Raw genomic sequence first — 13,196 nt, 5'->3', positions numbered from 1 at the left:
ACGATCTCATGACTCCAGTCAAACTGATAGGCCTCACCGGGATCGAAGGTCAGCGGCACATAGGCAGCGGCCGATGCCTCCTGTTCCTCCTTGGACCACAAGGCCGCATAGCGCCGGACAGCATCGTAGCCGCCGTCATATCCGAGGGTGTTGATTTCCACCCAGAAGTGACCCGGGTTTTCCATCGAGAACTGACCCACCTTCAGGTTATGTTTCGGGGGTCAGGCTTTGGTCAAGGCATGAGTGTCCTCCTTGGTTTTCCGTGCAGCTGCGGCCGAACTTGCCTTGAAGCGGAAGCTGTCGTTTCCGGTCTCCAGGATGTGGCAGCGATGGGTGAGCCGATCGAGCAGCGCGGTGGTCATCTTGGCGTCGCCGAAGACGGTGGCCCATTCGCTGAAGCTCAGATTGGTGGTGATGACGACACTTGTGCGTTCGTAGAGTTTGCTGAGCAAATGAAAGAGCAGCGCGCCGCCTGATGCGCTGAACGGCAGGTAGCCAAGTTCGTCCAGAATCACGAGATCCAGTCGGACGAGGCTTTCGGCAAGCTGTCCGGCTTTCCCCTTGGCCTTCTCCTGTTCGAGCGTGTTGACGAGCTCGATGGTCGAGAAGAAGCGAACCTTCCGGCGGTGATGTTCGACTGCCTGCACACCAAGGGCTGTCGCGACATGGGTTTTGCCGGTCCCCGGGCCCCCGATCAGCACGACGTTCTGGGCACCGTCCATGAACTCACCCCGATGCAGTTGGCGCACCGTGGCCTCGTTGATCTCACTGGCCGCGAAGTCGAAGCCCGAGAGGTCCTTGTAGGCCGGGAAGCGTGCCGCCTTCATGTGATAGGCGATGGACCTGACCTCCCGTTCGGCCACTTCGGCCTTCAGTAACTGGGCGAGCATCGGCACCGCGGCATCAAAGGCCGGTGCGCCCTGTTCCATCAGGTCGGTGACTGCTTGTGCCATGCCGTGCATCTTCAGACTGCGCAGCATGATGATGATGGCGCCGCTGGCGGGATCATGACGCATGACGGCCTCCGGCGGTCCGGGCCCGCAGTCCATCATAGCGTTCGACATTCGCCTTTGGCTCACTCCGCAAGGCCAATGCCTGTGGTGTATCGATGTCGGGTCCGCCGATCGTCTTTCCATCGATCAGACGGTGCAAAAGGTTCAGCACGTGAGTCTTGGTTGCGACCCCCTCGGCCAGCGCCATTTCGACAGCGACCAGCACGGCCTGTTCGTCGTGATGCAGAACCAGCGCCAAGATGTCGACCATCTCCCTGTCACCGCCAGGTTTGCGCAACATGAGGTCTTGGAGCTGTTTGAATGCCGGAGGGAATTCGGCAAAGGGCGCACCGTTCCTCAATGCGCCGGGCTTGCGCTGAAGAACGGCCAGGTAATGGCGCCAATCGTAGATTGTGCGTGGCGGGAGTTGATGACTGCGCTGGATCACCCGCACATGCTCACACAGGAACTGACCCTCGGCGGCAACCACCAGCCTGTCCGGATAGACGCGGAGACTGACAGGGCGGTTGGCGAAGGACGACGGGACGCTGTAGCGGTTGCGTTCAAAGCTGATCAGGCAGGTGGGCGATACCCGCTTGCTCAGTTCGACAAAGCCATCGAAGGCGGGCGGCAACGGCATCAGCGCGGCTTGTTCTGCGGCCCAGACGTCAGCAACGCTGCCCGGTAGCGCGGCATGCGGGATCTCAGTCCACAAGGCGACACAGCGCTGTTCCAGCCAGTCGTTCAGTGCCGCGAGATCGGGGAAGCTCGGCATGAGTTGCCACAGGCGATGGCGCGCGTCCTGCACGTTCTTCTCGACCTGTCCCTTCTCCCAGCCAGCGGCCGGATTGCAGAACGCTGGCTCGAACACGTAGTGGTTTGCCATGGCAAGGAACCGCATGTTGACCTGCCGTTCCTTCCCGCGACCGACGCGGTCAACCGCGGTGCGCATATTGTCGTAGATGCCGCGCTCCGGGACACCACCGAAGACCCGGAACCCGTGCCAGTGGGCATCGAACAGCATCTCGTGCGTTTGCAGCAGATACGCCCGGACCAGAAAGGCCCGGCTGTGCGACAGCTTGATGTGCGCAACTTGCAGCTTGGTGCGTTCGCCGCCGATAACCGCAAAATCCTCGCTCCAGTCAAACTGGAACGCCTCGCCCGGACGAAAAGACAGGGGAACGAAGGTACCGCGCCCCGTCGTCTGCTGATCCCGCTGCCGATCGGCCCGCCAGTCGCGTGCAAAAGCCGCGACCCGGTTGTAGGACCCGTCAAATCCGAGAACCACCAGATCGGCATGCATCTGCTTGATCGTGCGTCGCTGCTTCCGAGACCTTCCAGCCTCCGTCTTCAGCCAGGCCGCCAATTTGTCGGCAAAAGGATCCAGTTTGCTCGACCGCTCCGGCGTTGCAAACTTGGGCTCGATCGTGTCGGCATTTAGATACTTCTTGATGGTGTTCCGCGACATTCCGGTCCGCCGCGCGATCTCACGGATCGGCAGCTTATCCCGTAACCGTAGCTTCCGTATGATGTTCAAAAGTCCCATGTGTATCACTCCAATGTCCCCCGCTGCGCATGGCGCTGGGGGAAGGGTCACATGGGTCAATTCTCAATGGAAATTATGCCGCTACCCGGGTCACTTCTGGGTGAAAATCAACATCGGATCGGACAATTGTCCGCGGAGATCACTGAGAAAGAATTCGGTGTGCGCATCCCGATCCATCGGTTGCGGGACAATGTGGGCACTGATGCCGCTGAGAACTTGGTCGGCGGTCGCCTCGCGACGAAGGCGCTGCTCGACCATGCCGACATCGGCACCGGCGATCACTACGACCACTCGACCGCGGCAAAAGTGGCTGCCGAGTTCGGGCACTATATCGACAGTTGCCGCACCACGCCGACAGATCTCGCGCTATGACGCCGACCCGGTTCAGGCCCCGTCCACCGCTGCGTGCCGCCGCAATTTCCGCTATTTCCGCATCGGGTTGAAAACGGGGTGGCATCATCCGCACGGGGTGGATTGTGCCCGTTCTCAACTATTTCCGCCGGTCGCCGAAACTTCCGCAACCCACTGTTCGGTCCCGTGCCCAAGCTTAACTTCTTTCGTTCGAGGTGACCCCGCGAATGAGACGAGCATGAAAGGCTGGTGGGCCAGATTGATCCGCGCCCCTCGGATGAGGGCGCGGCCAATCCGGCCATCCAGATCGAAAAGAATAGAAGGGAGGTGGTTCTACCATCAAATCCGGACCGGGAGCGCGGTCCGATCTTGACCGGGCATTGATGTCCCGGGTTCTCGAAGGAGACCATCATGAACTACGATACCAAGCACATGCGCGTCGCGCTTCAGGCCGCAGAAACCGGCCGCTCATTCACAGAATGGCTCGCCACCGATGGCGACTGTCTTGCCTCCGCAGCACTGCTGCTCGGCGGTAGCGCCTGGCACAGGCGTGCCATCAGCGTCCGGGACGCCATCCGAAGCGGCAAACTGCCCGAAGACGTCGAGAACGATCTCGTGGGACTGCACCGTCTGCTGACGCTGCAATACACCGACGACATCAACAGCCCGGAGGCTCTCCGGTTCCTCGCGGTCCATCCCGACGATCCGCGTGCCGATGATGCGCGGCTGTGTGCGGAAGCTCTCGAGCGCGGTCTCGACGAGATGCACGGACTCGCCGCAATGGGCGTGCGGGAGGTCGCGTGATGGATGTGATTTCCGAACTCGTCGCCGATGCCCTGCGGCAAGCCCGTCTTGTCCGCAAGTGCCTGGACGCCAAGGCCATCCCGCTCCTCGATCCGCGTCGCCGCATGTTCGCGGTGGACATCAGTCGTCGGATCGCAAACCGGGAGATCGTGAACGAGGCTTTTCTCCGCGACCTCGAGGCCTTCATCGTTCTCGTCGGAGACGAAGTCGATGAGGGGACATCGTTCGCATGGCGCGGACATGAGCACGATCCCGATTGCGGATACGCAATTCCGGTCCGCACAGATCGCGCAGCTGCCTTCCGCATTCTGCTCGACGAGATGGTGGATCTGGCGACGGCGGTCGAGGCGGCGCTCGACGCGGCCGAAGCCTATACCGTCGCGAATGCCCTTTTCGAAAAATGAAGAACGCGGCGCATCTCTCGATGCGCCGTCTTGATGGAGCACTGCTCCCCGCCTGTGGCCGGATCACCGCAAGCGCGCGCGCCGGGCCACTTCTTTCTGCTGCTGAAACCGGCGCGCGATTGACCCGAGGCTTAACCTCTTCGCGAGCCCGGCCCCGGATCGCGGGAACGCTTCGTTATCAGCTCATGACGCGCAGCGGCGTTTTCGAATGATCGAGATTGAGGTGGCTGAACGCGCTGATGGCATGCTTGAGAGAGGACGGTTTCACCGCGTTTCTCTAATCCCTCTGAATGGGGCCGAAGGAATAAAAAGGGGCGCAGTCTATGGAATAGGCCGCTGCCGGTTCTGCCGCGCTTGTGAACACTGCTGCAAATGGGCGAGAACGACTGGTCGGATGCATCAACGTGGAAGGGCATGGTTGTGAGGGTGAGCGATTTTTTTGAATCGGCGACTTTTCAGCGCGCGAGGGACTATGCCCGACGCGACCTTGTCCAGTCGGTGGACGAAACTGAAACCGGGTCGTTGAGGGTCGCGTGTCCAACGGGCAGGGGAAAGTCTATCGGCAGAGCATCGACCTGAAAGACAGTCGCCGAAAAGCGAACGTGGCCGGAATCTGCTCCTGTCCGGTCGGGTTCAATTGCAAACATGTCGCCGCAGTGCTTCTCGTCTGGTCCGAACGCGAAAGCACTCCGCGCGGCCAGGGAAAGACTGGATTGCCGAGGCCGGTGCTGGGGTGGCAGTCCCACGCCTTGCGCCACCCACATTTTTTCTCCTTTTCGATCTGGGGTTTGGATGCGTAATTGGCGAGCCTTTTCGTAGGTTCGCCAAGGTTTTGTTCGGCAGCGGCTATGCGACTATGGCAGCAAACAGCGGCTTTCAACACTTCGTGGTAGGCAGAACACACGGCACGCGCGTCACCGCAGGCTGCTACCACATTCAGACCGTGAACTCGCTTCGCCGAAGGGCGGACTTCTGTACCGCCCTTCGACTGGAAATCACTCCGCTGGTGACACACCGGTGCATCTACACCCGGCCCGGAGAAAAACGCCACATACTACACTTGAATTCGGAACCCCTGCGCTGCGGGTGCGTTGGGGACCGTTAACGCAGGAGAGCCGCTTGTTTCGTCATCCCCAAACCACCCCGAAGGGAGTAGAGACCGATGATGCCATCCGCGTACAGCTTTCGGTCAACGGAGAGCCGCTGGATCTCGACCTGCCGCCCTGGACATCCCTGCTCGACCTTTTGCGTCATCGCCTGGCCCTCACCGGTACGAAGAAAGGCTGCGATCACGGCCAGTGCGGCGCCTGCACGGTACTTGTCGACGGAAGGCGTATCAACAGCTGCCTGAAGCTCGCCGTCTCGCTTGACGGAGCCGAGGTCACCACGATCGAAGGCATGGCGGGCGAGGGCGGTGCGCTGCATCCGTTGCAGGACGCCTTCGTGCGGCATGACGGTTTCCAGTGCGGCTATTGCACGCCGGGCCAGATCTGCTCGGCGCAGGGGCTGCTCAACGAGGGTCACGCGCAGAGCCGGGAGGAGATAAAGGAACTGATGAGCGGCAACATCTGCCGCTGCGGCGCCTATCCCAACATTCTCGATGCGATCGAGGACGTCCTTAACGACAGGGTCAGCGAGCCGAGGATGCCGGAATGAGGCGCTTCAGCTATTCGCGCCCGACCGAGGTATCCGAGGCTCTGGCCGAGGCAGGGGGTGAAGACGTGCGCTTTCTCGCGGGCGGGACCAATCTTGTCGATCTCATGAAGGAGAACGTGGAGCGGCCCCAGCATCTTGTGGACATCACGCGGTTGCCGCTCGACCGGATCGAAGAAATCCAGTCCGGACTCAAAATCGGTGCGCTCGTCCTGAATTCGGACCTTGCCCATGATCCCAAGGTCGAAAATCGCTATCCGCTTCTGTCTCTCGCGCTTCTGAACGGGGCGAGCCCGCAACTGAGGAACTCCGCCACGACCGGGGGCAATCTGCTCCAGCGCACCCGCTGTTACTACTTTTACGACGTGGCCACGGCATGCAACAAGCGCGACCCCGGCGCCGGATGCCAGGCCATCGGCGGCCTGACGCGGCTTCACGCGATCCTGGGAGCGAGCCCGCACTGCATCGCGACGCATCCATCAGACATGTGTGTCGCGATGGCCGCGCTCGATGCCGTCGTGCATGTCGAGAGCGCGACCGGCACCCGGACGATCCCGTTCGAGGATTTCCACCGACTTCCCGGGGATACCCCACAGCGCGACACGACGCTTGAGCCGGGCGAACTGGTGACGGCGGTCGAATTGCCGGCGACGCGCTTCGACAGGCACTACACCTATCTAAAGCTGCGTGACCGCCAATCCTACGCGTTTGCGCTGGTGTCGGTCGCCGCCGCGATGCGGCTGGAGGACGGCGTGATGACAGATGTGCGGCTCGCGCTCGGCGGCGTTGCCCACAAGCCCTGGCGCGACCGGGACGCCGAGGCGCTTCTGTCTGGCAAAGCGCCGGAGCGGGCGCTCTTTTCCAAGGCGGCGGAGGCGATACTGGCCGACGCGCAGGGGCAGGGTGCCAATGACTTCAAGATTGAACTCGCGCGCCGCGCCATCGTGCGGGGGCTCGATCAGGCGGCACGCGGAACGCCGCAAAGCGTCACTGACAAACGCATCGCCTGAAAGAGGATCGGCCATGACCAATCTCACACGCGCCGGCTTCGGCACTCCGCTCAGCCGCGTCGACGGCCCCGCCAAGGTCACCGGACAGGCGCAGTACGCGGCCGAGTTCCAGCCCGAGGACATGCTCCATGCCCATGTTCACACGGCGCGGATCGCCAAGGGGAAGATCACCCGGATCGATGTATCCCGGGCGCTCGCGGTCGAGGGCGTGGTCGACGTGCTGACGCACGAGAACCGGCCGAAGGTCGCTTGGTTCGATCTGAAGTACAAGGACATGACGGCGCCGCTCCGGGGCAGCCCCTTCAAGGCGCTCTACGACGAGAACGTGATCTTCTCGGGTCAGCCAATCGCGCTTGTCGTGGCCGAGACGCCGGAGATCGCGCGCTACGCCTCGACGCTGCTCGACGTCGATTACAAGTGGGCCGAATTCCAGACCGACCTCGCGCAGGTGCTCGACCAGGCGTTTGTACCCAGGATTCCGCGGGCGGGATATCACAAGCCGAAGTCGCGCGGTGACGGGGAGCAGGCCTTCTCCGATGCGCCGGTGCAGGTGTCCAACCGGTATCACCTGAGCCCGGAGCACCATAATCCGCTGGAGATGTTCGCCTCGACCGTGATCTGGGAAGGAGACGGGCATGTCACGATCTCGGACAAGACGCAGGGGGTGAAGAACAGCCACTGGTACATCTGCAACGCGATGGGCTGGGACCGCGACAAGGTGCGTATCCTGTCGCCTTTCGTCGGCGGAGCGTTCGGATCGGGGCTGCGGCCACAGTATCAACTCTACCTTGCTGCGCTTGCCGCGAAGAAGCTCGAGCGGTCGGTGCAGGTGGTGATGACCCGGCAGGAAATGTTCGGCCACGGCTACCGGCCCGAATGCTACCAGACAGTCTCTCTCGGTGCCGACCGGGAGGGGCACCTGAAAGGGATCGTCAACAGCGCCGTCACGGCCACGTCGTCGATCGAGAACTACATGGAAACGGTCGTGAATTGGGGCAGCATGGTCTATCGCTGCCCGGACGCGAAACTGGACTACAAGATCGCGAAGGTCGACACGGCGACGCCCTGCGACATGCGCGCGCCGGGCGGTGCCACGGGCATGAACCTCTTTGAGGTCGCGATGGACGAGCTCGCCTATGCCTGCGACATCGACCCGCTGGAGCTGCGCCTGCGCAACTATACCGACCGCGAGGCGATGAAGGACAAGCCCTACACGTCAAAGGCCTTGCACGACTGCTACGAGCGAGGCGCCGCGAAATTCGGCTGGGACCGCCGCAGTCACGCGCCGCGATCGATGCGCGACGGGCATGAGCTGATCGGCTGGGGTATGGCGACCGGGATCTGGGAAGCCATGATGGCTCCCACCAGCGCGCGGGCGCGGCTGTCGGCGGATGGCACGCTGGAAGTGGCCACCGCGACGGCCGACATGGGGCCCGGCACATACACGATGATGACCCAGATCGCCGCCGACACGACGGGACTGCCGGTCGAGAAGATCACCGCGAAGCTTGGCGACTCGGATCTGCCATTCTCGCCGGTCCAGGGCGGATCGATGACGGCCGCCTCCGCCGGAACGGCGGTGCAAAAGGCCTGCGATGCGCTTCTTGAAGAGCTGCTCGAGGCGGCGCGGCGGATCGAGGACGGGCCGCTTGCGGGCGTGGACCTCGACGAAGTCGGGTTCGGGGACGGACGCATCTACCTTATTGACGACACCAAGATCGGCATGCGCTTCGAGGAGATACTTGCGGCGGCCGAAATGGACTCGCTCGAGGCGACGGAGCTTGCCAAGCCAGGCATCATCAACATGATGCGCAAGGCCCGGAACACGCACTCGGCGGTGTTCGTCGAGGTCCGCGTGGACGAGGACGTCGGCATGGCTCGGGTCACCCGCGTCGTCAACGCCGTCGCCGCCGGACGCATCATCAACCCGAAGACGGCGCGCAGTCAGATCCTGGGCGGGGTCGTGTTCGGGATCGGCATGGCGCTCGAGGAAGAGACGCTGGCCGACCACCGGATTGGCCGCTGGATGAACCATAACCTGGCCGAGTACCATGTGCCGGTAAACGCGGATGTCCCCGACATCGATGTCCTGTTCGTCGAGGAGCAGGACGACGAGGTGAACCCCATTGGCGTGAAGGGTGTCGGCGAGATCGGCGTTGTCGGAACCGCCGCCGCCATCGCCAATGCGCTTTTCCACGCCACCGGGAAAAGGGTCCGCGAACTGCCGATCACGATCGACAAGCTGCTCTAACGGTTGGTATTCATTTGAACAGCGGAGGGTAGGCGGGGCGGGAAGCATGCGTAATTGGGCTGACCCTGCACTTTGGTCGAGCTCCCGATAGGATCACAGCATAGCTGTGAACAAGGGAGACTGATGATGGAATACTATGCTGGTTTAGATGTGTCGCTTCGGTCGTGTGCTCTGTGCATCGTCGATAGCAAAGGCAAGGTTTGCCTGGAGCGAGAACTGCCATGCGAAGTTGCGGACATTTCTGCGTGCCTTGAAGCCTTTGATCACCCCGTTGAGCGCGTCGGTTTTGAAGCCGGGGCCTTGAGCCAGCATCTTTACTTTGGGCTACAATCCTTGGGATTTGATATCGTCTGTATGGAGGCCCGCCAGGTGAATGCTGCCTTGTCAGCGATGCGGAACAAAACAGATAAAACCGATGCGAAAGGGATTGCGCAGATCCTACGCACTGGGTGGTTCAGTCCAGTACATATGAAAAGCCGCGAAGCTCATGGTCTTCGGGCGCTGCTTAGCACGCGCAAGGCATTGCTAAAGAAGACGATCGACCTTGCAAACGAAGTGCGGGGTTTACTGAAGATCTTCGGAGTGCGACTGCCCAGAACGGTAAAGCACGGTTCCTTCGACGCCCTCGTTCGACCCATGATCGAGATGGATGAAGTGCTCGCGCACGCGGTTCTTCCTTTGCTTGATGCCCGTACGGTCCTCTTTCAAAACTATCTGGAACTGGATCGACGCGTGAAGCGCGCGGCATCGCAAGACGCGGTGTGCATGCGGATGATGACAGTGCCGGGTGTAGGACCTATTGCAGCTTTGACATTCAAAGCTGCAATCGATGACCCCAATCGATTCAAAAAATCCCGCACTGTTGCAGCGCATTTTGGTCTCACGCCGCGAAGATATCAGTCAGGTGAACACGACAACCCCGGCCGAATCTCGAAGGCAGGAGATCGAGAAGTTCGTGCAACGCTGTATGCCGCAGCCAACGCAATGTTGATGCGAACCATGGCAGGGTCGCAGATCAAATCTTGGGGCATGCGATTGATGCGCACCAAAGGTCGCCGTCGCGCTGTAGTCGCTGTCGCACGCAAACTCGCTGTCTTACTGCATCGTATGTGGGTCGACGGCGCAGAATTCCGTCAGGAACAGGCGGGAGGCACGGCATGACCTAAAAAAGCCCCCCAATCAACCTGACGGGATCGTCCAATCCGGACGAGGTCTGTGGATGAAGACGAAAATGTCTGCTGCGCAACTTGAAGCGCGCCGGGAAGCAGGGCTCTCCACAACCAATCCGACACATGCATGCAGCGGTGCCATTCGAACACCAAGACAGACTGCGAAGAGAAGCGTGACCCGGATAAGCGATCACCGATCACATAGAAGAAGGAAAACGAGCTTGACCCAGACACCCAATTAGAGAAGCGGACCTTCGCCGCAGCAGCGAGCCATCCAAGTCGTGAGGTTGGAAGTCGACATTCAGACCATCTTGAAAACTGGCTTGGCGCTGCACCGCCGCAGGGCGCCCTCTGAGCCCGGTCTGCCAGATCCGTAGTACAGCGAAGGTCCAGTTTCAGGAAACGGAACATGCAACGACCTCTCGCCGCGATGTCCGGACATTCGCCGGCCTGACCGACACGCTTGATCGGTGCGCGCAGTTGGGCGAGTATGGGAAGTGCGGTGTTTCACTTGGGGAACGTCGATTGCTCCCGGCGGCTTCCGTATGAATAACACGACCTCAACGGCCTGGCACACTTCCGCAAGCCTCTCCGACAACAGCGCGATGGCAAAATTCATCACGTGGGCGGCACGGGAAACGTCGCTGCCGATAGAGGACTACACCACGCTCTGGGACTGGTCCGTGGCGCAGCCCAAAGACTTCTGGACCGACCTCGCGCGATTTTTCAACCTGAGCCTCGATACGGATGATCGCGGCGCGCTGGCCGTCGAGGCAATGCCCGGCGCCGTTTGGTTTCCGGCAGCCCAAACGAACTATGCCACTCAGGTGCTGCGCCACGCGCAATCGGGGGGCGTCGCGATAAGGCACCAATCCGAAACCGGGGAAATGGTGGATATGTCATGGGCCGACCTCGACCAGAAGGTCACGACACTGGCCGCCGCGCTTGAGCATCTCGGGATTGTCGCGGGCGACCGTGTGGTCGGCTACCTCCCCAACACACCCGATACGATCGTTGCATTCCTCGCCTGCGCCAGCATCGGTGCCGTCTGGTCGCTGTGCGCGCCGGACATGGGCGCGCCGACGGTGCTCGAGCGGTTCCGGCAGATCGCGCCAAAGGCGATCTTCACCCGGACGCACTACGATTTCGGTGGCAAATCACGGGATCGGTCAGCGGAGGTGTCGGCGCTTCTCGCCGGCCTTCCGAGCCTTGAAAGCTGGATCACACTGGATGCCGCCACCGGTGTGACGCTGCCAGGGACCGTGACACGCCAAGGCTGGGGCGACCTTATGGCCGGGTCAGCGCAGGTGCGGCCGCGTCCGCTCCCCTTCGACCATCCGCTCTGGGTGGTCTATTCCTCCGGGACGACGGGAAGTCCGAAAGCGATCGTGCATGGTCACGGCGGCGTGGTTCTGGAGCATCTCAAGCTTGTGGGACTGCATTGCGATGTGACGCGTTCGGATACCTTTTCATGGTATTCCTCGACGGGTTGGATCATGTGGAACGTGCATATCGGCGGGCTGTTGACCGGTGCCACAATCGCCATCGCCGAAGGCAGCCCTGGTTTCCCCGACAATGGCCGACTTTGGCGGTTCATCGAAACTGCCGGCGTAACGGTCTTCGGCGCAGGGGCTGCGTGGTACAGCGCCTGCATGAAGGCGGGTATTCACCCAAAGGACGACGCCGATCTGACCAATCTCAAGATGCTGGGGTCGACAGGCTCGCCATTGCCGCCCGAAGCTTACGAATGGCTCAAGCAGACGGTTCGCGATGATATCTGGATCGCCCCCATTGCCGGTGGAACGGACCTTGCGGGCGTCTTTCTGGCCGGAAGTCCGACCCTTCCCGTGCATGTCGGCGAAATGCAGTGCCGCGCGCTTGGGGCTGCCGTCTACGCCTTCGATCACGATGGCCAGGTCGTCACAGACGACGTGGGGGAGCTTGTGTGCACGCGTCCCATGCCGTCTATGCCCCTGTATCTTTGGGGTGACGCTGACGGGACACGCCTCCACGAAAGCTATTTCGACACATTCCCCGGGATCTGGCGGCAGGGCGATTGGGTCAGGATTACCGCGCGGGGAAGCGGCATCATCTACGGACGCTCCGACGCGACGATCAACCGATACGGCATCCGGATGGGGACGGCGGACATCTACCGCGTCGTGGAAGACAGGGACGACGTGCTCGACAGCCTCGTTGTCGACCTTGAGTATCTGGGCAAGCCGTCATGCATGATCCTGTTTGTGAAGCTTGCCAGCGGGACCGATCTGGACGAGCGCCTGAAAGCCACCATCGTGCAGGACCTGAAAACCCGTGTTTCACCTCATCACGTGCCTGACCTTATCGAGGCAGCCCCTGACGTTCCCTACACGCTAACCGGCAAGAAGCTGGAGGTGCCGATCAAGAAGCGGCTGCTTGGAAAATCCATGCCGGAGGTTGTGACGCAAGACGCGATGGCGAACCCCGACTGCCTTGCCTGGTATGACGCGTATTCCGACTCGCATCTGGCGTGCTGATTGACCAGTTCCGGGCACAGCAGCCGCCCGATTGGCACGACCGGACGATGGCTCCGTCCGCGTAGCTGCGCCACGGGCTGGAGCCGCTTCATCGAAGCCGACATTCGCGCAGACGCAGCAAAAGCGTCCTTGTTCCGCAGTTTCCCAGTTTGGCCAATCGCGCGGTGAATGGCAGCTATAGCAAATTCGATCCGAGTTCGCTGCATCTGCAAAAGCATCCTGTCAAATGCATGAACGCGGCCATCTACTGCTAAGGTTCAACACCCCGCATGCTTCACCAAGCACCAAGGTCAGCAATGCACAGAGGAAGCGGGCTTTGCAAAGTTTGTCGCGTTTCCCGACAGCGGTCATCAGTGCTTCTTGCGGCAAATGCCGGTAGAGAACCCAAAATGACAGATGTTGTGCTGGTGACGAATGTCCGCAATGACTCCGTTCACACTTACGCTGGCTCCAACCTTATTTCACAGCCTGCCAAACCTCTTCGACCACGGTGCGTACCA

At 61.3% G+C, this 13,196-nt stretch carries 11 protein-coding genes and 1 pseudogene; 9 read left to right on the top strand and 3 right to left on the bottom strand.

Annotation, left to right across the window (positions count from 1 at the left end; genetic code table 11):
• The 3 genes and pseudogenes from LCF60_RS21570 to istA form a co-directional block, all read right to left on the bottom strand.
• Nucleotides 1–143, bottom strand: a pseudogene (locus tag LCF60_RS21570) (IS21 family transposase); the annotation flags it as partial.
• Between the two features lie 78 nt (nucleotides 144–221).
• Nucleotides 222–1,016, bottom strand: a complete 795-nt coding sequence (gene istB / locus LCF60_RS21565; protein WP_292294602.1) for an IS21-like element helper ATPase IstB — start codon at nucleotides 1,014–1,016, stop codon at nucleotides 222–224.
• Nucleotides 1,006–2,538 (bottom strand): IS21 family transposase, encoded by a 1,533-nt coding sequence (gene istA, locus LCF60_RS21560; protein ID WP_292294604.1) that lies wholly within the window; start codon nucleotides 2,536–2,538, stop codon nucleotides 1,006–1,008. The genes istB and istA overlap by 11 nt, the downstream gene beginning before the upstream one ends.
• A gap of 51 nt (nucleotides 2,539–2,589) precedes the next feature.
• Here istA and LCF60_RS21555 point away from each other — a divergent pair, with 51 nt between their 5' ends.
• The 9 genes from LCF60_RS21555 (at nucleotide 2,590) to LCF60_RS21520 (ending at nucleotide 12,696) form a co-directional block, all read left to right on the top strand.
• Nucleotides 2,590–2,910, top strand: a complete 321-nt coding sequence (locus tag LCF60_RS21555) for a hypothetical protein (RefSeq protein ID WP_292294601.1) — start codon at nucleotides 2,590–2,592, stop codon at nucleotides 2,908–2,910.
• A 390-nt stretch (nucleotides 2,911–3,300) separates the two neighbouring features.
• Nucleotides 3,301–3,693 carry a hypothetical protein gene (locus LCF60_RS21550; protein ID WP_292294600.1) on the top strand — a complete coding sequence of 131 codons (393 nt, stop codon included), beginning with the start codon at nucleotides 3,301–3,303 and terminating at the stop codon, nucleotides 3,691–3,693.
• A complete protein-coding gene (locus LCF60_RS21545; RefSeq protein WP_292294599.1) occupies nucleotides 3,693–4,097 on the top strand; it encodes a hypothetical protein in 405 nt (134 codons plus the stop codon). Before LCF60_RS21550 ends, LCF60_RS21545 begins: the two co-directional genes overlap by 1 nt.
• Before the next feature lie 533 nt (nucleotides 4,098–4,630).
• Nucleotides 4,631–4,897, top strand: a complete 267-nt coding sequence (locus tag LCF60_RS24680; RefSeq protein ID WP_363318452.1) for an SWIM zinc finger family protein — start codon at nucleotides 4,631–4,633, stop codon at nucleotides 4,895–4,897.
• 370 nt (nucleotides 4,898–5,267) lie between these two features.
• Nucleotides 5,268–5,753 (top strand): (2Fe-2S)-binding protein, encoded by a 486-nt coding sequence (locus LCF60_RS21540; RefSeq protein WP_292294603.1) that lies wholly within the window; start codon nucleotides 5,268–5,270, stop codon nucleotides 5,751–5,753.
• Nucleotides 5,750–6,760 (top strand): xanthine dehydrogenase family protein subunit M, encoded by a 1,011-nt coding sequence (locus tag LCF60_RS21535; protein WP_292294598.1) that lies wholly within the window; start codon nucleotides 5,750–5,752, stop codon nucleotides 6,758–6,760. Before LCF60_RS21540 ends, LCF60_RS21535 begins: the two co-directional genes overlap by 4 nt.
• A gap of 13 nt (nucleotides 6,761–6,773) precedes the next feature.
• Complete coding sequence (locus LCF60_RS21530; protein ID WP_292294597.1) at nucleotides 6,774–9,011, top strand: xanthine dehydrogenase family protein molybdopterin-binding subunit; 2,238 nt, start codon at nucleotides 6,774–6,776, stop codon at nucleotides 9,009–9,011.
• Nucleotides 9,012–9,134: 123 nt separating this feature from the next.
• A complete protein-coding gene (locus LCF60_RS21525) occupies nucleotides 9,135–10,172 on the top strand; it encodes an IS110 family transposase (RefSeq protein ID WP_292294596.1) in 1,038 nt (345 codons plus the stop codon).
• Between the two features lie 553 nt (nucleotides 10,173–10,725).
• Nucleotides 10,726–12,696 (top strand): acetoacetate--CoA ligase, encoded by a 1,971-nt coding sequence (locus LCF60_RS21520; RefSeq protein WP_292294595.1) that lies wholly within the window; start codon nucleotides 10,726–10,728, stop codon nucleotides 12,694–12,696.
• The last annotated feature ends 500 nt before the right edge of the window (nucleotides 12,697–13,196 follow it).

The sequence above is a fragment of the Marivita sp. genome (genome assembly GCF_020055635.1).
Lineage (GTDB): Bacteria > Pseudomonadota > Alphaproteobacteria > Rhodobacterales > Rhodobacteraceae > Marivita.
This window is presented reverse-complemented; position numbering and strand designations above follow the sequence as displayed.

Excerpts from the sequence above, each read along its gene's own strand:
- LCF60_RS21535 (WP_292294598.1), top strand. The coding sequence starts at position 5,750 with ATGAGGCGCTTCAGCTATTCGCGCCCGACCGAGGTATCCGAGGCTCTG.
- LCF60_RS21550 (WP_292294600.1), top strand. The coding sequence starts at position 3,301 with ATGAACTACGATACCAAGCACATGCGCGTCGCGCTTCAGGCCGCAGAA.
- LCF60_RS21555 (WP_292294601.1), top strand. The coding sequence starts at position 2,590 with ATGGGTCAATTCTCAATGGAAATTATGCCGCTACCCGGGTCACTTCTG.
- LCF60_RS21530 (WP_292294597.1), top strand. The coding sequence starts at position 6,774 with ATGACCAATCTCACACGCGCCGGCTTCGGCACTCCGCTCAGCCGCGTC.
- istA (WP_292294604.1), bottom strand. The coding sequence starts at position 2,538 with ATGGGACTTTTGAACATCATACGGAAGCTACGGTTACGGGATAAGCTG.
- LCF60_RS21525 (WP_292294596.1), top strand. The coding sequence starts at position 9,135 with ATGATGGAATACTATGCTGGTTTAGATGTGTCGCTTCGGTCGTGTGCT.
- istB (WP_292294602.1), bottom strand. The coding sequence starts at position 1,016 with ATGCGTCATGATCCCGCCAGCGGCGCCATCATCATCATGCTGCGCAGT.
- LCF60_RS21545 (WP_292294599.1), top strand. The coding sequence starts at position 3,693 with ATGGATGTGATTTCCGAACTCGTCGCCGATGCCCTGCGGCAAGCCCGT.
- LCF60_RS21520 (WP_292294595.1), top strand. The coding sequence starts at position 10,726 with ATGAATAACACGACCTCAACGGCCTGGCACACTTCCGCAAGCCTCTCC.